Origin of the sequence: Paenibacillus arenilitoris (assembly GCF_014705655.1) — a bacterium.
Lineage (GTDB): Bacteria > Bacillota > Bacilli > Paenibacillales > Paenibacillaceae > Pristimantibacillus > Pristimantibacillus arenilitoris.
This window is the reverse complement of record NZ_JACXIY010000021.1, coordinates 13,075-33,501: the sequence shown is the minus strand read 5'-3', so window position 1 is coordinate 33,501 and position 20,427 is coordinate 13,075. Positions and strand designations below refer to the sequence as shown.

Genomic DNA, 20,427 nt, shown 5'->3' with positions numbered 1-20,427 from the left:
TAGCGGAATAAGGGAAAAAGTTGGCGCTATTGCCTCTCTTTCGGCGCTCCACTGGGGCGTCTGAGCGAAATAGAGGTAATTTGTGCCCTTATTTGGCGCGATCCCGACCTTTTTAGCGGAATAAGGGAAAAAGTTGGCGCTACTCGAAGCAGCCACTACACCTTCCAATAGACAGGAGATGCCGGAATGATTCGACGGACGACGATCTTCCTCTCTTCGATTCGCAAATACCGCAGCGCCGACGCCTTCATGCGGACTCGGCGCGTGCCCGCCTATTTTCTCGGCCTGCTGACCGAAGGGTCCGGTTCCGTTACGGTTAACGGCCGCGCGCGCAAGCTCGAGGCGCTGCAGCCCATCCTCCTGACGCCCGGCTCCGTCGTCCGTTTTGCCGGCGACGGCGGCGAACTCGAAATTTACCTGCTCCTCCTGGAGCCCGTAACGGTCGCGAAGCATGCAGGCCGCGTGACGCTCGCAGACGTTCCCGACATCCCGCTGAAGCTCGCCGGCGGCGAGGTCAGGCTGCGCGGCAAGCGCCAGACGGCGGAGCGAATCGAGCGGCTCTATGCGGAAGCGCGGAAACCGCGGGGATCCCGGGATGACGTCAAGCTTCAGTTGCTGTTTCAGGAGCTCTACGGCGACATGCTGAAGGAGATGCTGGAGCAGGAGCAGGCGCCGGTGGCCGAGGAAAGCTTTCGCGAGAGCATGAGCTACCTCCGCCGGCATTTGCACGAGAACATCAGCCTCGAGCGGCTCGCCGACATCGCGAAGCTGACGCCGACCTCCTACTCCCGCAAATTCAAGAAAGCGACGGGAGCGACACCGTTCGAATATTTGGCCAGCCTCCGCGTGGAGGAAGCGAAGGCCCGGTTGTCGGCGGGAGGCCTCAGCGTGAAGGAGGTGTCCGCGCAGGTCGGGTTCAACAGCGAGTTCTATTTCAGCCGGGTGTTCAAGCAGTCCGTCGGCATCGCCCCCAATCTGTACATCAAAAGGAGCGCGCTCCGGATTGCCGTCGTCGCCTGCTCGAACTTCGGCGATATTCTGCATTCGCTCGGAACCGATCCGGTCGCGCGCCTGAATTGCTTTCGCTATCCGGGAACGGACGGCCCCCGGCACGCCTTCTGCGTCGCTTCCGCGCTCGTGGCGCTGCGCGAGGCCAGGCCGGAGCTCATTCTCATTGACCGGTACCACCGGGAACTCGAGGAGCGGCTGAAGGAGGTCGCGCCGACCGTATGCATCGGGCATCACGACGACTGGCGCCGCGTCCTGCGGTACATCGCCGAGCTGACCGGCCGCGAGCGGAACGCCAGCCTTGCGCTGGACCGGCTCGCGGAGCGGACGTACGACGCCCGCAAGCGGCTGCGCGCGTCCCTGGAGGGCGGAAGCCTGACGCTGCTGCGGATTACCGACCGTGCCGTACGGATCCAAGGCTTGCCCGGGCATCCGCTCAACGAGCTTCTCTACGGCGAGCTCGGGCTGACCGCCGGCAGCTCGAGCCCGGCCATCGACCGCAAGGTAGAGGTCGAGCCGGAGCAGCTCGCCCGGCTTGACCTTCATTCCGATTATTTGTTCGTGCAGAAGCTTCGCCGCGGACCGGGCAGCGACGACGTCCTGGGGCGGCTCGTGAACAGCCCGTTCTGGCAGGGGCACGAAGCGGTGCGGAGCCGCCGCGTCCGGTTCATCCCGAATTGGTACGCGATGAGCTGGACCCCCGGCGGCCGAAGCGATATCATCGATTCGCTTCTGCGCCTGAATGACGAATAAGCCGATATGACCGCCGCTGCGGTCATATCGGCTTATTCGCTTGTTCCGCTGCTCCCCGGGCCCCGATCGGGCTGCTACGGGGCCAGCCCAGCCTTTTCCACGTCCAGCAGGCATTTAACAGCATTAAACATGCGGTGAGCAGAAAGACGCCCCGCAGCCCGATCCATCCGAAGGATGCGCCCGACAGCAAAGGCCCGAGCACGCTGCCAAGGCTGACCGCGCTCGTATCGAAGCTGTACGCTCGCGTCTCCATCCCCTTCGGCACGTACTGCTTGAGCAGCGTCCTGACCGTCGGGATCAGCCCTCCGATGCACAGGCCGAGCAGGAAGCGGAGCGCCAGCAGCTGCCAGTATGCCGTCGCCGCGAGGTGGAGAACCGCAACGAGGCATGCTCCCCCCATCGAGCAGAGCAGGACGCGGCGGGGATCGGTCCGATCCGACAGACGCCCGAGCAGCGGGGCGAACAGCATGTTGGACACGCCGGTAACCGAGCTCACCAAGCCGACGAACAACGCCAGCAGCTCCCCATCCCCGTGAAGCTCCTTCACGAATAGCGGGATAAAAGGCAGCGAGCCGGTGAGCGCGAACTGAATCATCATGCTAACGGCAAGCAGCGCCGGGATCTCCTTCGTCCGGCACAGCACGCGAAGCCCGCCGAGCACCGACGAGGCGTCCGTCTCCCCGCCGGCACCCGGCTTGCGGTAATCCTTCACCCACAAGGCCGTTCCGACGGCGGCCAGCAGCATGACCGCACCGGTGACGGAGAAGACGCCGCGCAGGCCAATCCATTCCGCCAGCAGTCCGCCGATCAGCGGGCCCGTCACCGTGCCGGCGATGTTGCCGGAATGGAGCGTGCCCATGGCCATGCCGATCCGCTCCGGCGGCGTATTCGTCGAGACGATCGCGGTCGCGGAAGGCGAGAAGCCGGCGAACGCCCCGTTCAGCAGGCGAAGCAGGAGCAGCTGCAGCGGCGTTGCCGCGAAGCCCATCATGGCCATGACGACGGCCATGCCGAAGCTTGCGCGCAGCAGCATCGGCTTGCGGCCGTAGCGGTCGGCTAGGCGTCCCCATATCGGCTGGCAGACGAACAGCGACACGTAATGCGCCGCGAAGATGGCGCCCGCCCATAAGCCGGAGCCGCCGCCGTCCGGCACGCCGAGCTCCTCCAGATAGAGCGGAAGGAACGGAATGACCATCGTCGCGCTGCCGGTGACGAGAAAGTTGCCCGCCCACAGCAGCGCGAGGTTCAGTCTCCAATTGCGCGTCTCGTCCGTTGCCGCATCCCCGCCCGCCTTCGTCATGCCTTAAGCTGAGCCGACAGGAGGGCGCGGGAAGGGAGGGGTCTGCCGTAGTGCTCGCGGAGCGTGCCGCCCGTATACTCCTCCCGGAACAGTCCCCTGTTCTGCAGCTCCGGCACGACCTTGTCGACGAAGTCGTCCAGCCCGTCCGGCAAATACGGAGGCATCAGGTTAAAGCCGTCGGCCGCCCCCTCCGCAAACCATCTTTCCATCGCGTCCGCGATTTGCACGGGCGTTCCCGCGAGCGAGAAATGGCCGCGCGAGGAAGCCGTGCGCATCATCAGCTGCCGGATCGTCAGTCCTTCCGTCCGCGCCATTTCGATGAACATTTGATGGCGCCCTTTTTGCGAATTGATCTGCTCGGTCTGCGGCAAATCCGCGTAAGGAAGCGGACCGTCCAGCGGATAGCCGGCCAGGTTGATGCCGAACAGGTTGGACAGCCGGTACAGGCCGTAATCGATCTGCGTCAATTCATGCAGCGCCTGTTCCTTCTCCCGCGCCTCCGCTTCCGTATCGCCGATGATCGGGCAGAAGCCCGGCAGGATGCAAGCCTCTTCCGGCGTTCGTCCGTACTTCGCGAGCCTCGATTTCAAATCCGAATAGAAGCGCCGTCCGCCTTCGATGTTATTTTGCGCCGTGAACACGGCTTCCGCCGCCATCGCTGCGAATTCCTTGCCCGTTTCCGACGCCCCCGCCTGCACGAGCAGCGGATGCCCCTGCGGCGTGCGCGGCAGATTGAGCGGACCGCGGACGGCGTAGTAGTCCCCTTTGTGCGAAATCGGCTTGATTTTGTCCGGATCCGCATAAATGCCCGACTGCTTGTCGATAACGAGCGCCTCGTCCTCCCAGCTGTCCCACAGCGACTTCACGACCTGAAGAAACTCCTCCGCCCTGCGGTAGCGGTCCGAATGGTCCGGCAACTCCTCGTCGCGGAAGTTGAACGCCGTCGTGTTCCCCGTCGACGTCACGATATTCCAGCCGGCGCGCCCGCCGCTGATCAGATCCAGCGACGCGAATTTACGCGCCACGTGGAAAGGCTCGTTGTATGTCGTCGACGCGGTGCCGATGAGCCCGATCCGCTCGGTCGCCATCGCGAGGGCGGACAGCAGCGTGAACGGCTCCAGCCCCTGCAGCACCTTGTACTTGATCGTCGGCGGCAGCCCGTAGGAATCGGCCAGGAAGAGGGAATCCAGCTTCCCCCGCTCGGCCGTCCGCGCCAGCTTCACGTAATAGTTCACGTCGACGGCCCGCTCCGGCGCGCTGTTCGGATGACGCCACGACGCCTCGTGATGGCCCGTGCTCATCAGAAATAAATTCAGGTGAAGCTGCTTTCGCTTATCCCCCATCAATTAACCCACTCCCAACTTTCTGTCGTCGTCACGACTCGATATAGACATGCCGCGGATGCGGGTGGCTGAGAAAATCATGATGCGAAATAGCCCACCCGTATGCGCCGGCGTACGGAAATAAAACGACGTCTCCGACTCTGATCCGCTCAGTGCGGCAATCCCTCGCCAGGACGTCCTTCGGCGTGCACAGCTCCCCGGCCAGCGTCACGCGGCAGCCGGCCAGCTCGGGACGCTCGAAGGGATAGTCCCAGCCCTCGATCGGCACGACGCGGAACGGATGGCTGTGCCCCCAGGAGGCCGGCAGGCGAAAATGGTGCGTGCCGCCCCGCAGCAGAGCGAAATGGCTGCCGTGATTGCTCTTCACGTCGGCGACCTCCGCCGCGTAATACCCGCAGGAAGCGGCGATATACCGGCCGCACTCGAACACGAGCGTCAGCCCTTCCGGGCATAGCGGCGCGATTCTCTCCTTCAGCCCGCGGACGAACCGCTCCCACTCGAACTGGCGGCCGAGGTCGGCATAGTTGACGCCGATGCCGCCTCCCGCGTTCAAGTAGGCGGCCTCCAGCCCGAACTCGTTCATCCAGCTATTGACGAGCCCGCAATAATAGGCGAGCAGCTCCAGATGCTTCTCGAAGCTGAGATTGTTCGAGAGCGAATGAAGATGGAAGCCTTCGATCCGCACATGCCGGAGCGTTCGCGCGAGGCCCATCACGTCCGGCAACGCCCGCTCGTCGATGCCGAACTGCGAATGCGCGCCGGCCATGAACAGCGTGGCGTCGGGCAGGGAGCCGCCGACGTTGACGCGCAGCAGCACCGGCGCAACGATGCCGCGCTCCCCGGCGATCCGGTCGATGCGCCGCAGCTCGAAGGCGCTCTCCGCGTGAATGTGGCGCACCTTCCGCTCGAGCGCTTCCGCGAGATCGCCGTCGGTTTTGACCGGGCCCCCGTAGATGACCGGGATTGCCGGGTCCGCTTCCCGCGCTTTGCGGATTTCCCCCGCGGACGCCGTCTCGAAGCCATGCACGATATTGGCGAGCGCCCGCAGAATCGGCAGCTCCGAGTTCGCCTTCGCCGCGTAGAACAGCTGGCAGAACGCGGGCAGCGAATCCGCAAGGCGCGACGCATGCCGCTTCAGATGGTCCAGATCGTACAGAAAGGCGCAATACGGCTGCGACGGCGACTGCCGCTTCTCGCTCGCGATCCGTGCGGCAACCATGTCCGCCGACGACTGCGCGTCGTCCTTCTCCGCGACGGCGTACAGCAGGTTCGGAATCGGGACGTAATCCGGATTCTCGCCGCGCTGCCGGACCGTGCTGAGCAAATTCGCCTTTGCCGGCCAGTGCGGATCGTCGAACAGTCCCATTCTGCGAAGGTCCGCTTCCTCTAGGAACGCGGAATCCCGGATCGTCTCGTATACCGTCCGCCACAGCGGCAGCTCATCCGCATCCACCGCATGCGCGATCGCATGGACGACATGGCCGAAATGATTGACGAGCACGTAATACGCCAGCCGCTTCCAAGCTTCCTCGTCCGCATACAGAGCCGGATGGTCCGCCGGCAGCCCGGACAGGCTGCCCGCGCGTTCGGCGCTCAGGCTGGTCCCTTCCAGATCGCGGACGAAAAACCGGGCCGGCCAGCCGCGGTCCAGCGCGACGAGCGAGTTCTGCACATGCGCCTCCATGCTGACACCGTGCTTCGCATACAGCCAGAGGAGCGGAACGAGCGAAATTTCCGCGTATCGCGCGAGCCACTTCTTCGCGAACCGAAGATCGGCGACCGTCCCGTGATCCGTGGCGGCCAGGCGGATAAAGGCCCGCAAGGGCGTCTCCCGTCTTGCCGGGTGAGCCTCGAGGAGCGAGGCGACGACCATCGGGCTGTCGCGGTCTTCGAGCGCGCGGCCGGGCGCGGCCGGATTGCGGCGGTAGACGACGCCGAAGTCGGCCGACAGGCCGCCGCCGATCGTATCGGACTCCATTGTCCGGTAGCCGTCCTCTATGACGATATGGAAGGCGTCGCCGAACGGATGCTCCTCCCCCAGCTTCGCGAGCACCCGGCTGGCCTCGATCGTCCGCTCCAATTGCTCCGTCGGATTGACCCGCAAAAAATGGGTGATCCGGACATGGAGCGGCAGCTTCAGCATATGGGCGCCGCGGGCGTCCCATACCGTCCGCACGGACGACGTCGGGAAGACGCGGCTTCCCAATTCGCCGAGATGGACGAGCCGGCCCGTCTCGATCAGCCGCCGGACTTCCGGCTGCCGCAGCAGATAGCCGGCCTGCCAAGGATGAGCCGGTATCAGCGCATAGCGGCGATGCTCCGGCGCGAGCCGCGCCCGCGCTTCCGCGGCGACCTCGTGCGGATCGGCGTCCGCCGCCGTCTCCTCGAGCAGCCGCTCCCGCATGAGCGCGGGATCGACGGCGAAGTAGTGCAGGACGAACGACGCGCCGAGCTCCGGCGCATAACGGGCCTTGTCGTTCTCGTCAAAGCCTTGCGAGCTTTTGGGCGCCGGATGGAACGGGTGGCCGAGCAGCATCGACTGCTCCGACCTGCGCACCCGCTCCATGCCGTGCGTCTCCGCGAGCGGCCGCTCTTCCGGGTCCGATGCTTCGAGGTAGGCGCAGGCATTGCCGATGGAGCTGTCGATCCGCTCGAGCAGGGAAGCCAGCGCGCCCTGGCCTGCGCCTTCGCCCGGAGAAGCAAGCTCCTCCAGCAGCAGAACCGCCACGTCCCGCGTCCCGTTCAGCTTGCGGAAGCTCGCCTCGCTCCTCCCCGGCTCGCCCGCCTCCCTCTTCACGTGCCAGAAGACGTCCCCGTACCGGTGATGCCCCATCGCCGAGTACCGTCGCATCGTTCCCGCCAGCACCGCGCCGTCCGCCTTCAGCCGGATCGCGAACCAGGCCGGCGCGCCGTCCGTCCCGTCCATCAAGGCCAGCGGCAGCAAGCCGCGCGCTTCCTCGCGGTCCAGCCTTGGATCGAAGCGCCCCGTCTCGCGAAAAAACGCATTGAGCAGCCGTTCCGTATGCTCGCGCTCCGCCATGACGCGGAGGCTTGCCGGTACGAGTCGTCCCGTCATCCTCGTCCACCCGCCGCATGGGCCCGCTCGCCGCCGAACAGCTCCAGCTTGCTGCCGATGTCGGCCGCCAGCGCCTGCGCGTACACTTCATAAGCGCTGGCGATGTCCTCGATCGCCATGCCCATCGGATTGAGGACGATGATCTCCTCCTCGTTCTCCCGGCCCGGCTTCCGTCCCGCGACCATCTCCCCGAGCTCCCCGTAGAGCCGCTCCCGGGAGAATCGGCCTTCGACGACGAGCTGGTTAATGATCTTCTTCTCCCGATTGGCCTGCTCCCAGTCGTCGACGACCACCTTGTCGGCGCGCAGGAACACGTCCTTGTGCAGGTCCATAATCGAAATGTTGCTGACGAATGCCCCCTTCCGCAGCCATTCGAACGGGATGTAGGGCTGATCCGCGACCGTGCAGGTGACGACCACCTCGCCGGCACGGACTGCCGCTTCCGCGCTCGTCTCGACGGCGAACCGCACGCCGGCGAACCGGACGGACAGCTCGGAGGCGAGCCGCGCCGCCGAATCCCGGTTCAAGTCGAACAGATGAACGCTCGCGATGTCCGGGAATTGCTCCAGCAGCGACAGCAGCTGCATCCGCGCGATGACGCCGCAGCCGACGCAAGCCACGTCGCGGAAGCTTCGCTTGGCCAAATGCCGCGCCCCGATGACGGTGACGGCCGCCGTCCGCATGCCGCTGATCAGGCTCGCTTCCAGAATGGCGATCGGATAGTTGCTCTGCGGGTCGTTCAGCACGATCACGCCGCTCGCCCGCTCCATGCCGCGCAGGGACGGATTGTCGTGCTTGCTTCCGATCCATTTGAGCCCCGAGACCGGCGACTCCCCCCCGATATGGGCAGGCATGGCGATTATGCGGTCCGCGATATGCCCCTCCTGTCCGTTCACGCGCAAATACGGCTTCAGCGGCTGTACGAAGTCGCTCGCCGCGTGCAGCGACAGCGCGCGCTCGACGGCCTTCACGTACAGCTCCGACGACTCGCCGCCGGCAAGTTTGATATCGTCGCGGTTTAAATACAGCATCGTTGTCATACGGGCGATCCTCCGTTTTCTTTCAATTTGTTGACCCATTGCTCGTCGTATACCGTGTCCATGTACCGGTCACCTCTGTCGGGGAATACCGTCACGACGGTCGAGGACGGCCGGAAGGACGGCAGCAGCTTGCGAAGCGCGGCAACGATCGAGCCCGAGGAGCCTCCGGCGAATATCCCTTCCCGGGCGAGCAGCTCCCTGCAGCCTTCCGCCGATTCCAAATCGTTCACGTACGCGACCTCGTGAATTTCGTCCGGGCTGAGCAGCTCGGGCACCCGGCTCGCCCCGATGCCGGGAATTTCCCTCGCGCCGGGCTGCCCGCCGAAGATGACCGATCCCGCCGCGTCGACGGCGATCACCTTCAAGTTCGGGTTCGACTCCCGCAGGCGCCGGGAGAAGCCCAATATGCTGCCCGTCGTGCTGACCGCGCAGACGAGGCAGTCGATCGGCCCGCTCATCTGGTCCACGATCTCGCGCGCCGCCGTGGAATAATAAGCCTGCCAATTCCATTCGTTCGCATACTGATTGATCCAGTACGAATCCGGCGTCGATGCCAGCAGTTCGTTCACCCGCTTGATCCGGGTGTTCAGGTAGCCGCCGAGCTCGTCCTTCTCCGTCACCATGTCGATGTTCGCGCCCATGTTTTTCATAATCTGAAGATTCGTCTTCGCGATCTTCGGATCGACGACGCACGTCAGCTTCAGCCCTTTGATCTTCGCCACCATGGCGAGGCCGATGCCGAGATTGCCGGAGGTGCTTTCGATCAAATGCGTCCCGGGCCCGATCAGGCCGTTCTTGATGCCCTGCTCGATCATGAACAGCGCCGAGCGGTCCTTCATGCTGCCTCCCGGATTCATCATCTCGAGCTTGGCGAACAGCCGGACGCCCGAATCGGGAAACAAACGCTTCAATTGCACGAGCGGCGTGCCGCCGACGCATTCCACGACCGAGGACAGCGCCTCGGCGGCCGCGTCTTCCAACCGGACAGTATTTGCCTGCAAGCTGATCACACTCCCGTTTCTCTCAAATGGAATAATGGATTGGCCACCGCGTGATTGCGGATAACGTGCTCGCCGAACAACCGGCGCCTCGTCAGCTGGCCGACGTCGATCGTCTCCGCGAACAAGTCGTACGGCGGCGGTTCGCCCTGGCCGAATTGACGCAAATAGCTATGAATCTGCTCGGCCGCCGCCCGCCAGAAGGCGCTCTCCTTAAGCCCGTAGTACTCCTCCAGCACGAGACATAATTCAGCTAGCATAATTTGAAAAAAGGAATCCATCAGAAAATTGCGAATTTTGTTCACGTTGTCCGTCTCCATCGGCGACGTGCTGTAGCTGTTCGGATGAAGCGGATCGGAGTCGCGCAGGCCCGCGAGGCGAGCACGCTCTCCCTCGCTTCTCGTATAGAACCGGACGCCGCCGGGAAGATCCCGGACCGCGATTCGCTCCGGCCGTCCGTTCCTTGCGATCAGCACCAAATTTTGCCCGTGCGACTCCATCGCGACCCCGTGCGCGAGCAGCAGGTGGACGAGCGGATGGATGCTGACGGCCAGAAGGCGGTTCAGCCACTTCTCCAGCCCTTCCTTCTTGACCCAGTTATGGATAAAAGGACGGCCGTCCGCGCCGATATGGCACAGCACCGTGAAGGGAACCGCCTCCTCGCCCTCCTCCAAATGCCGGTGGACGCTTTCCCGCCAGATCGCGCCGAGCGTCCCGTACCCGTCTTCCCTGACCGGCTCCGGCAGCAATTCGTACCGGAACGAAACGCCGGCATGCTCCTTCAGCAGAATCAGCCTCGCCCGCTCCCGAAAGTAGCGGTCGCCTTCCACGATTGCCTCCAGCCAGTCGGACAGAATCGGCCCGTTCGTCACGTGATGGGTGCCGAGAATCCGGACCGCGGACGTGTTAACGATGCTGATCGCGGTTTTGACGTTATCCTTCAACGGACTCGTGCGGTTCGACAGCGTCCGGATCGATTGCTGGGGCGAATACTCGTCTTCCCCTTCGCCCAAGACGACCATCCGGCCGTCCGCGATAAACCGGTAGAACAGGGAAGCGACCTTATGCTCCCATTGCCACGGATGCACGGGCACGAAGACGAAGGCGTCCGGCTCGCGGCCCAGCAGGGCCAGCTTCTCCCGGAACCGCGCGAAGACGGCTTCGCCGAGCTCCCGCGTCATGTGCTCCTCCCAGGACGTATGCGCCGACAGCGCGAACACGGCGTCCTCCCGGCGGACGGCCAGCCACAGCAGCTTGAACTGCGGATGGAACTCGGGGCCGTACCGCTCGTTGTCGGCCAGGTTGAAGCCGATGCGCGATTTGAAGCAGGGATGATAAGGATGAGCCTCGAGCACGTCGCCCTCGAGCTCCTCCAGCTTCCGTCTCTTGCCGACGGGACGGACGAGACGATCGTAACGGGCCGCCGCGTCCTTGAGCAGCGTCTGTTCCAGCTCGCGGACGAACGCGGCGATATGCCGCGGCTCCTCGACCATCGCTCCCCAAATTTCCTGCAGGAAAAGCGCGACGTCCTCCGCCTCGCTTTCCTCGCCGCCGCTCACCCTTCTAACCGGACGCGGCGTCAGCTTGAACTTCCCGAAGCTCAGCTTAAGCCTCCCTTCGCATACGTACCGGACGGGATCGCCCGCCCGGTCGGCGCCCGTAATCGTAATTTCCTCCGCGCCTCCGTCAACCGGGCGTCTCCGGCAGGCGACCATGTCCTCGTACAGCAGCGCCTCCGTCAATTGCTTGAACACGCGCCGTCTCGCCGCCGCGTAGGCCGGCGAGCCCATAATGGCCGCTAACCCGGGCGGCGCGTTTTCGATTTCCGTTGCCGTCATGACGGCTCCCCCTCTCGGCGATGCCTGTAATCGTAAAGCGCATTGCTTACCCAGTGATCGCGCGGGCCGCTCTCGCCGCGCATTCGCCGCGCCGCCAGCAGGCCGACGAACACCTTCTCCCCGAACAGATCGTACGCGGCGAATTCCTGCCGCAGCTCGGGAAAATCCCGCTCGTACCGCCGAACGGCTTCGGCCGTCGCCTGCCAGAAGCGCTCCTCGGGCCACCCGTAGTGCTTGTCGAGCAGACGGGCGAGCTCCGCCAGGTTCATGAAGAAGAGCGCGTTATGGACCACGTCGCGCACCTCGCCTTTTTGATCCGTTTCCGGCAGAGCCGGATCCGCGGCCTCTCCGTTATAGAACAGCACGCCGCCCGAGAAATCCTTCGCCGCCAGCCGGACGGGCGCGCCGTTCCGGTGTATGAGCGTCAAGTTCTGCGCGTGCGACTCCAGCGCGACGCCGTGCGCGAACAGCAGGTGAAGCACCGGCCGAAGCGTAACGTCGAGCAGCCGCTTCAGCCATTCGGCGAGGCCGGCCGACTTCAACCAGCGGTCGATGTAGGGTCGCCCGTTCTCCCCGACATGGCATAGGGCGGTGAACGGTACGGCTTCCTCGCCTACCGCCAGGCAGCGGTGGATGCTGTCGCGCCAGATCGCGCCGAGCGAGCCGGTCGCTGCTGCCCGAACCGGCTCCGGCAGCAGCTCGTAGCGGTAGGACATGCCCAGCCTTTCCTTAAGCAGAACGAGGCCGAGCTTATCCCGCAAATACTCGTCGCCCCGCACGATGGCGGACAGCCGATCGCTCGTGGCCGGACCGTTCCTGGCATGCCTCGGGCTTATCGTGCGCAGCGAAGAGGTGTTCCGGATGCCGAGCGACAGCTTCACCGTCAGCTTGGCCGGATCGGACCGGTTCGCGAGCGAACGGATCGATTGCTGGGGCGAATAGAGCGCTTCGCCTTCGCCTAATTCCACGATGCGGCCCGCCGCCAGCTCCCGGTAAAAGACAGACGCGACCTGCTCGCGCCACTGCCATGGATGAACCGGAACGAAAGCAAAGCCGGAAGGGTCGAGGCTCCGCGCGGCCAACCGTTCTTCGAAGAGCGCGTACGCCGCCTCCCCTACGTCTTCCCGGATGATGCGCTCCCAATCGGCGTCCCCGGAAGCGGCAACCTCCATATCCTCCTTCCGGACGGCCAACCAGAGCAGCTTGATCCGGGGATGGAATTCCGGGCCGTACGCCTCGTTATCCGCCAGCGTAAACCCGATTCGGGATTTGAAGCACGGATGATACGGATGCGCCTCGATGACGTCACCTTCCAGATCGTCGTGGCCGCGCTCCCCTCTCCGCGCCTCCCCTTGCCTGCCTCGCCAATGGAGCGCGGCGGCTTCCTTCAGCAGCGTCTGCTCGATTTCCCGGGCGAATACGGCAAGCGGGCCGGACGGAGCCTCCCGCACGCGCGCGATCTCGACGAGCAGGAGAGCCGGATCCTTCGCTTCTTCGACCTCGCCTTCATGCACCCGCATAATAGGCCCGCCGGAGAGCCGGATTCTCCCGAAGCTCGCGGTCCGCCTTCCTTCGCAGACGTAGAAGACCGGAGCGCCTCCGGCATCGCGTCCCTCGATTCTGATTTCCTCTCCTTCCCGCTCGGCCGCCTCGTTCATCGTAAACGCCGCCAGCCGCTCGTACAGCAGCGCTTCGATCAGTTGAACGAGTACGCGCCGTCTCGCCTTCGCATACGTATGAGAGTGGATCATATCCTCCACGGACGTTAAGTGAATGGCGCTCATCTGTTATTCGATCACCTCGAATTTATTAATAATGATTTTCATTATCAATATTAAAAGCCGATTCCCGTTCCGTCCATGTAGCTTTTTGTCCCGTTTTATTTCGCGGCATCAACGATTTGCGCCATAAAAGATAAGCCCCCGCTTTCCGCGACCCTCCTGCTCCTGCCCGGATTAGCTCCCGGGTTCCACGCAACGTCCGCGCTCCTGCCCGATTCAGCGAGCAATGCGAGGCTGTAACGATCGCCGAACGCAAAAAAACGGCCTCGCCTGAGGGAAATCCGGAATTCCTCCCTGACGAGACAGCTTATGCGCATGATCATATCCTTTTGGCAAACAATACCCGGTCTTGTCCGGGGCCGTCATAATTCGAATGCACGGAGACGCCGTCCGCGATCCCGTCCCCCCGCACGATTTGAAAGCCCATCGCGGTATGGTAGGCAATCGACGTTCGGTTAACGGGCGATGTGATACAGCGGACGATCGTACGGCCATGCCGCTTCATCTCGTCAAAAAATCGTTCATACAGCGTTCTGCCGATCCGGCGCTTCCGGTAATCGGGATGGACCCCCACGAAATGAATGTACGCCTCGTCCCGGCTGCTTTGCGACAAAAACCCGATCAAGAAGCCAACCGTTACGCCGTCCTCCTCCGCCACGAAGCTCGTGTCGTTGAAATGGTCAAAAAACAGTTTCGGCAGCAGCCCCGAGATGGGCCGTCCGCCCCACCACCGGTCCAATAGCGGGGAAATCTCGTAATAATCGCCGCTTGCCGCATGTCGGATGCGCATGCTTCGTCCCCTCCCTGTCCATCTTTTAACGTCAGTCTACAAATCTACTAATTGGAAGTCAACGCCAGCGGTAACTTTTCGGCGCCGCAGCCGTCTATTTACGAGAAGAAGATCCGGAGGCGATTACGTCTTCAAAAAATCCAGTCTTTTCGTTAACGCTTGGAGGACAGGCTTCGCGGAGCTATCGCTTGCGTCCGACGGGCCGTACTTCGATGCTTGCCAGCGGCCGTGGCGGCGTATTACCATAAAGGGATTACAATGCACGGAAATGAAACGCGGTTAGCGTACATTCGCACCGAGCAGAAGGAGTTTATGAAGACGTGTCCGAGAATCGCGACTATCATCACAACGAATCGATCCCTTTGAACCGCGGCAGTCTGCAGGCCGATTGCGAGAGCTGCTTCGGTCTGTGCTGCGTCGCGCTGCCGTTCGCGGCTTCGGCCGACTTCGCCGCCGACAAAGCGGCCGGACAGCCGTGCGGCAATCTCCGGGAGGATTTCCGCTGTGGCGTTCACGGCAGTCTGCGGCAGCTGGGCTTCCGCGGCTGCACCGTCTACGACTGCTTCGGCGCGGGGCAGGCCGTGTCGCAGGTTACTTACGCCGGACGGGACTGGCGGCAGACGCCGGGCACCGCGAAGCAAATGTTCGAGGTATTCCCCGTCATGTGGCAGCTGCACGAGCTGCTCTGGTACTTGACCGAGGCGCTGTCGCGGCAGCCGGCCCGTTCGATTCACGGCGAGCTGCGCGAGAAGCTCGAGCAGATCGTCCGTCTCACCCGCCTAAACGCCGAAGAGCTCCTCGGGCTGGACGTGGCGGCGCACCGCGCGGAGGTCAACGTCCTGCTCCTGCAGACGAGCGAGCTCGTGCGGGAGGACGCGCGCCGCAAGCATGCAGGGCAGCCGGTCCGCCACAAAAAAGCCGGCCGCGGAGCCGACCTTATCGGCGCCAAGCTCGAAGGCGCCGACTTCAGGTATGCCAACCTGCGGGGCGCTTACCTTATCGCCGCCGACCTGAGGGGCGCCGACCTTCGGTTCGCCGACCTTATCGGGGCCGATTTCCGGGATGCGGACATTCGGGGCGCGAACCTCGCCGATTGCCTGTTCCTGACCCAAGCCCAGCTGAACGCGGCCAAAGGCGACGCGGATACGAAGCTGCCGCCGTCGTTCGCCCGCCCGGCGCACTGGACCGCTTCCGGCAAGCGGCGTTGAGCCTCGTCTCCGCGCTGCGGAGCCTCCTGATTGCGAGGGGAAGCGCTATATTGTCGGAGGCACGGAGCTTTGAGGGCGCTGAAATGTTAGGATACTGGAGCCTTAGTGAGGCACCTTGGAACATTTAATGAGGCAACCTCACTAATTTATGAGCTTAAGCTCACTATTCTCGAGGAATTCGAGTAACATTGGCGATTTAATGAGGCTAACCTCATTATCCGTGAAGGTAGCTTCACGGGGAGTGAGGTTTGCCTCATTGTTTGTTCCGAGCCCTGCGCGAACAACGAAAAAAGTGAGGAACGCCTCACTATTTAGTGAATTTGCCTCACTCCTTCATCCGGACGCTACGCAGATTGCGAGTTGAGGACGCTGAAATTTCAGGATACTGGAGCCTTAGTGAAGCACCTTGGAGCATTAATGAGACAACCTCACTAATTTATGAGCTTAGCCTCACTATTCTCGAGGAATTTGAGTAACATTGGCGATTTAATGAGGCTAACCTCATTATCCGTGAAGGTAGCTTCACGGGGAGTGAGGTTTGCCTCATTGTTTGTTCCGAGCCCTGCGCGAACAACGAAAAAAGTGAGGAACGCCTCACTATTTAGTGAATTTGCCTCACTCCTTCATCCGGACGCTACGCAGATTGCGAATTGAGGACGCTGAAATTTCAGGATATGGGAGCCTTTGTGAGGCACCTTGGAGCATTAATGAGACAACCTCACTAATTTATGAGCTTAGCCTCACTATTCTCGAGGAATTTGAGTAACATTGGCGATTTAATGAAGCTAACCTCATTATCCGTGAAGGTAGCTTCACGGGGAGTGAGGTTTGCCTCATTGTTTGTTCCGAGCCCTGCGCCGACAACGAAAAAAGTGAGGAACGCCTCACTATTTAGTGAATTTGCCTCACTCCTTCATCCGGACGAAAGAATGCCTCACTAATTAGCGATGTCTCTCGCTAACCCTTCCCACGATTATTCATCCTCATAGCAGGGACCGCCCGGCAACTGCTTGCGCCAACCAAATAGGGTCGTCCCCGAAAGCAGTTCGAACCGCTTTTTGGGGACGACCCCTTTTTGCCGATGAAATGGCCCTCAAGCCTCCCTGCCCGCCTCTCTGCTCGCCGTCTGCACGCTCTTCTGCTGCCTGTCCCGCTGCACGAGGTACATGGCGGCCAGCACGCCGATCCCGCCGAGCACTTGATAGACCGTGATCGATTCCTTCAACAAATAATAGCCGGAAACCGCGGCCGTTATCGGAAGGATGTAGCCGTAGAAGGAAGCTTTGAACGGTCCGAGGCGGGCGAGGCTCCAGTTATGCAGCGTGAAGCCGACCACGGTCGCGAGCAGGGCCGTATACGCCAGGCTCGTCCAGCCCGTCGCCGAGATGTCGGCATAGAAGGCCGCATCTCCCTTCCAGAGCACGTAAGGCAGCAGGACGGCAGCGCCGGCGCTCATCTCCCACGCGATCAGCAGCATGAGCGGGTAACGTGACGTCAGCCTGCTCATAAGGATCAAATAGATCGCTCCGAAGAGGCTGCGCAGGAGAAGCAGCAGATCGCCCCGCAGCGTATCCCCGCCAAAATGCAGCCCCCCGCCCCCGCCGGCCACGATGACGATCACGCTCGCGAACGCAAGCGGCAATCCGATGAGAATCCGCGGGGTCACCCGGATTTCCCTGAGCGCCAGCGCGATGATGACGGTAAGCACGGGCATGAAGCCCCGGCCGAGTACGGAGCCGTTCGCCGCGTTTGAGAACTGCAGCGCGTAAGACAGCATAACCTCCATGCCGACCGCGGAGAGCACGCCGAGGAACAGAATAAGGCCCAAATCTTTTTTTTCCATCCGAAGGCTTATTCCCGAACGGCGGCTGTACATGTAAGCCATAAGCCAGAGCATCGGGACGATGCATGCGTAACGAAGCCCGTTGAACATGACGGGATCCCATTCCTGGCCGCCGATTTTCATCGAGCTGATATTAATGCCCCATAGCAGATAAACCGCCAGAAAGCCTAAATGAGGAAGCAGGTGCTTGTTGTTGCTCATGCCGGGAGTCCGCCTTTCCTTGCCTTGCCGAGTTTGATGCCGCTTCCTATTGTACTTCCAACGCTTCCGCAAGTCATCCCCCAAAAAAGCGCGTTTATACGCTGCAGCCGCCGAACGCTTGACTTTCACACTAGTGTCAACCTTTAGTATAAGCTTGAACCTAAATGAAGGGAGGCATTTCCTGTGGAGAACAATAACCGCAGCGGAAATGAGCAAAATGGCAATAGCAGACCGATCGGGGAGGAGACGGTCGCGAAACAAGATTCGCGCATGCCGGTGACGATAATCGGGATGGGGCCGATGGAGCGGGCGCTCGCCGGCGCGTTTGTAAAGAACGGTCACCTCGCCACCGTGTGGAACCGGTCCGCCGGCAAGACGGATGCGCTCGTTAAGGAAGGCGCGGTTCTCGCGGATACGATCGGCGGCGCGGTCGCTGCGAGTCCGCTCGTCATCGTTTGCGTGCTGGACTACGACGCCGTACAATCCATACTCGCGCCCGTAGGAAGCGAGCTCCAAGGCCGGACGCTCGTCAACCTCACCGCCGACACGCCGGCGCGGGCCCGCGAGATGGCCGCATGGGCTGCCGGGCACGGCATCGATTACCTCGACGGGGCGATCATGACCCCGACCCCGTCCATCGGAACTCCCGCGGCATCGATCTTGTACAGCGGGCCGGAGTCTGTCTATCGAAACGTTCAATCGGCCCTGTCTAGCCTGGGCGGCACCGCTTCCTATCTCGGCTCCGATCCCGGGCGCGCTGCCGCGCACGACGTGGCTCTATTGGACCTCTTCTGGACGTCCATGAGCGGTTATGTCCATGCCCTCGCCTTGGCCGCCTCCGAGCATATTTCCGCAAAAGATTTTGCGGTTCACGCGCGAGGTATCGCGGCCATCTTGCCCGACATTATAACCGGGATAGCGGACGAAGCGGACGAAGGCCGCTATCCGGGCGATGCATCCAATCTCGTGTCGGCCGAGGCGGGCATGGCGCACATTATTCATGCCGCCGAGCATCACGGCATTGACGCAAGCGTCCTAAGCGCGGCCAGAGCGCTTGCCCGGCGGGCCATCGACGAGGGCCTAGGCGAGGACGGCTTCGGGCGGCTGGCCGAGCTGCTGTCCAGAAGGTCTGGCGCTTAAATCCGCTAAAGCCCGAGAAGCCCCCGGAGGATTATTGAATCCGGGGGCTTTCTTCCCGTTCAGGCGAGCAGAGGCTTCGCCGCTTTAGACTCCCGCTTGGCGATCATCGTGTCGATTTGTTGGTCCAGCTGTTCCTTAACGACCGTCAACGCCTGGATTTGTTTATCGATCGATTCCGATTTCTCCCGATAGATGCCGACCATTTCTTCGCAATATTCATATTGATCGGGAACCGCGACCTCGCAGCCCAATATATTCTCGATCTGCTCGGCCGTCAGCCCGAGGCCCAGATAGAGCTGAATGATTCGAATGCGTTCGACGGCCGTCTCGTCAAACTCCCTGTAGTTATTATCGAGACGAACGGCTTGAATCAGCTTTTTCTTCTCGTAGTGCCTGATGGACCGCGTGCTTGCGCCGGTTAACCGGGACAAATCACTTATTTTCAACGGAATGGCCTCCTTTCAAGCGTATCTCCTCCACCGCATCCCGCTCCGCCTTGAAGTACTTGCCGCTTTGCAAATCCAGAACGAATTGCTGCAGCCATTCATAGTAGCCGACCGCGTGCTTCAGCTTATGAAGATCCTCCAGGCACAGCCTTCGCTCCTCCTCGGGCGTATCCAGCTTCAGGATCGTTTCCGACAGCTCCGGGATGACCGCGTCGATCGCCTCGCGCATGACGTCGATCTCCCGCTGCAGCTTCGTCGTGAAGAAGGACTGGAACGCCTTGAAGAAGTCCGTCTCCGCTACGTACAGGTCTTTGCGCTCCTCCTTCTCGTTCAGCTTCGTGACCATTTTGGATTCGACGAGCGAACGGACCGCATAGCTCATATTGCTCTTGCTCATGCACATGCTCGTCTTCATTTCCTCCAGCGTCAGCGGCTTATCCTCAAAAAACATAATGCCGTACAGCTGCCCGAACGAATAATTAACGCCGTAAAGATCCATCGTCTGCGCGATTGCGTCGATCACCTTGGCCCTAAGCTCCTCGCGAGGCGACGAAGGCTCCTGCATTTTGCCGATCGTCTTCGTTTTCACCGGTTCGCCTTCCTCCTCAGATGTCTGATTTACATAATATTCATGTCGATTTAACAGTATATTGACCAAAAAAAGGTCGATTGATCGTACAATAATTTTTGAACGATTGCCGAAAACTTGCAACAACATCCTGTATTATACCAAAGATTCAATAATATTCGTACGGTAAAGAAGGAGGAAAAATGAAGCTAGCCCGATTGTACGGTGATCTCCAAGCCCTGCTGTTCACGCTGCCGGCCCTGGTCCCGCTCGTCCTGTTCTGGTTCTTCCCGCTCGGATACGTGATCTGCCTAAGCTTCATGGAATGGGATTTCATGAGCCCGGAGAAGGTGTTCGTCGGATTCGATAACTACCGGAATCTTCTCGCGAATCCGAACTTTTACGACTCGCTTCGCGTCACCGTCCTGTTCTGTCTCGGCAGCGTCGTACCCATTATCGTCGCCGGCCTGCTGCTTGCCTTGCTTCTGAACCGGAAGCTCGGGGGCGGCGCCGTCTATCGGACGCTCATGTTCTCGCCTTGGGTGACGCCCACGGTCGCCGTGTCCATCGTATGGTCATGGATCTACGAGCCCGACGTCGGACTGGCCAACAACGCGCTTCAAGCCGTCGGCATCGAAGGCATCCGCTGGCTGGAGGATCCGAATTGGGCGCTCGTCGGCGTCCTGCTCGTCACCGTCTGGAAATCCGCCGGCTGGAGCATGATCTTCTACCTGGTCGCCATCAACAACGTACCCTCCGATCTGCTCGAAGCGGCGGAGCTGGACGGCGCGAGCCCGTGGCGCAAATTGTTGAACGTCACGCTGCCGCTCATCTCGCCGACGACGTTCTTCCTTGTGATCGTCCAGACCATTCAAGCGCTGCAGGCGTACGATCAGATCAACGTGCTGACGCAAGGCGGGCCGGCCGGATCGACCCGTACGCTGCTCTATCTTTACTATCAATCCGCGTTTACGTCCTTCGAGATCGGCGAAGCGTCCTCGATCGCCATTACGTTAATTCTGGGCTGCGTCGCGCTGTCTCTGCTCTCCTTCTTCATGGGCCGGCGCACCGTCCATTATACCTAATCCGCAGGA

Annotated in this window: 15 protein-coding genes; 4 read left to right on the top strand and 11 right to left on the bottom strand. The window is 61.8% G+C overall.

What is annotated here, in order from left to right:
- Positions 1–186 precede the first annotated feature (186 nt).
- Complete coding sequence (locus IDH41_RS18360; RefSeq protein ID WP_190863570.1) at positions 187–1,761, top strand: helix-turn-helix domain-containing protein; 1,575 nt, start codon at positions 187–189, stop codon at positions 1,759–1,761.
- Positions 1,762–1,783: 22 nt separating this feature from the next.
- Here the strand turns inward: IDH41_RS18360 and IDH41_RS18355 are convergent, their stop codons facing one another.
- From IDH41_RS18355 to IDH41_RS18320, 8 genes are all read right to left on the bottom strand, one after another.
- Positions 1,784–3,061, bottom strand: coding sequence for an MFS transporter (locus IDH41_RS18355; protein ID WP_190863568.1), 1,278 nt, complete (start codon positions 3,059–3,061; stop codon positions 1,784–1,786).
- Positions 3,058–4,404, bottom strand: coding sequence for an LLM class flavin-dependent oxidoreductase (locus IDH41_RS18350; protein ID WP_190863566.1), 1,347 nt, complete (start codon positions 4,402–4,404; stop codon positions 3,058–3,060). Before IDH41_RS18350 ends, IDH41_RS18355 begins: the two co-directional genes overlap by 4 nt.
- A 31-nt stretch (positions 4,405–4,435) precedes the next feature.
- Entirely contained in the window at positions 4,436–7,480 is a 3,045-nt protein-coding gene (locus IDH41_RS18345; RefSeq protein ID WP_190863564.1) for an IucA/IucC family protein, read from the bottom strand.
- Positions 7,477–8,511, bottom strand: coding sequence for a 2,3-diaminopropionate biosynthesis protein SbnB (gene sbnB, locus IDH41_RS18340; RefSeq protein WP_190863574.1), 1,035 nt, complete (start codon positions 8,509–8,511; stop codon positions 7,477–7,479). Before sbnB ends, IDH41_RS18345 begins: the two co-directional genes overlap by 4 nt.
- A 5-nt stretch (positions 8,512–8,516) precedes the next feature.
- Positions 8,517–9,521, bottom strand: coding sequence for a 2,3-diaminopropionate biosynthesis protein SbnA (gene sbnA, locus IDH41_RS18335; protein WP_317890773.1), 1,005 nt, complete (start codon positions 9,519–9,521; stop codon positions 8,517–8,519).
- Between the two features lie 5 nt (positions 9,522–9,526).
- Positions 9,527–11,356: an IucA/IucC family protein gene (locus IDH41_RS18330; protein ID WP_190863562.1), complete on the bottom strand. Its 1,830-nt coding sequence runs from the start codon at positions 11,354–11,356 to the stop codon at positions 9,527–9,529.
- Positions 11,353–13,140 carry an IucA/IucC family protein gene (locus IDH41_RS18325; protein WP_190863561.1) on the bottom strand — a complete coding sequence of 596 codons (1,788 nt, stop codon included), beginning with the start codon at positions 13,138–13,140 and terminating at the stop codon, positions 11,353–11,355. The genes IDH41_RS18330 and IDH41_RS18325 overlap by 4 nt, the downstream gene beginning before the upstream one ends.
- A 316-nt stretch (positions 13,141–13,456) precedes the next feature.
- Positions 13,457–13,927, bottom strand: coding sequence for a GNAT family N-acetyltransferase (locus tag IDH41_RS18320; protein ID WP_190863559.1), 471 nt, complete (start codon positions 13,925–13,927; stop codon positions 13,457–13,459).
- 320 nt (positions 13,928–14,247) lie between these two features.
- On the opposite strand from IDH41_RS18320, the gene IDH41_RS18315 reads away from it, so the two are divergent.
- Positions 14,248–15,135 (top strand): pentapeptide repeat-containing protein, encoded by an 888-nt coding sequence (locus IDH41_RS18315; protein WP_190863557.1) that lies wholly within the window; start codon positions 14,248–14,250, stop codon positions 15,133–15,135.
- Between the two features lie 1,093 nt (positions 15,136–16,228).
- On the opposite strand, the gene IDH41_RS18310 is transcribed toward IDH41_RS18315, so the two are convergent.
- Positions 16,229–17,179, bottom strand: coding sequence for a DMT family transporter (locus IDH41_RS18310; RefSeq protein ID WP_190863555.1), 951 nt, complete (start codon positions 17,177–17,179; stop codon positions 16,229–16,231).
- Between the two features lie 270 nt (positions 17,180–17,449).
- Between IDH41_RS18310 and IDH41_RS18305 the strand changes: the two genes are divergently transcribed.
- Entirely contained in the window at positions 17,450–18,319 is an 870-nt protein-coding gene (locus tag IDH41_RS18305) for an NAD(P)-dependent oxidoreductase (protein WP_223829843.1), read from the top strand.
- A 59-nt stretch (positions 18,320–18,378) separates the two neighbouring features.
- Here the strand turns inward: IDH41_RS18305 and IDH41_RS18300 are convergent, their stop codons facing one another.
- Both IDH41_RS18300 and IDH41_RS18295 read right to left on the bottom strand, forming a co-directional pair.
- Complete coding sequence (locus IDH41_RS18300; protein ID WP_190863551.1) at positions 18,379–18,765, bottom strand: MerR family transcriptional regulator; 387 nt, start codon at positions 18,763–18,765, stop codon at positions 18,379–18,381.
- Positions 18,752–19,330 carry a GbsR/MarR family transcriptional regulator gene (locus IDH41_RS18295; RefSeq protein ID WP_190863572.1) on the bottom strand — a complete coding sequence of 193 codons (579 nt, stop codon included), beginning with the start codon at positions 19,328–19,330 and terminating at the stop codon, positions 18,752–18,754. Before IDH41_RS18295 ends, IDH41_RS18300 begins: the two co-directional genes overlap by 14 nt.
- 206 nt (positions 19,331–19,536) lie before the next feature.
- Between IDH41_RS18295 and IDH41_RS18290 the strand changes: the two genes are divergently transcribed.
- Positions 19,537–20,418, top strand: a complete 882-nt coding sequence (locus IDH41_RS18290; RefSeq protein ID WP_190863550.1) for a carbohydrate ABC transporter permease — start codon at positions 19,537–19,539, stop codon at positions 20,416–20,418.
- Positions 20,419–20,427 lie beyond the last annotated feature (9 nt).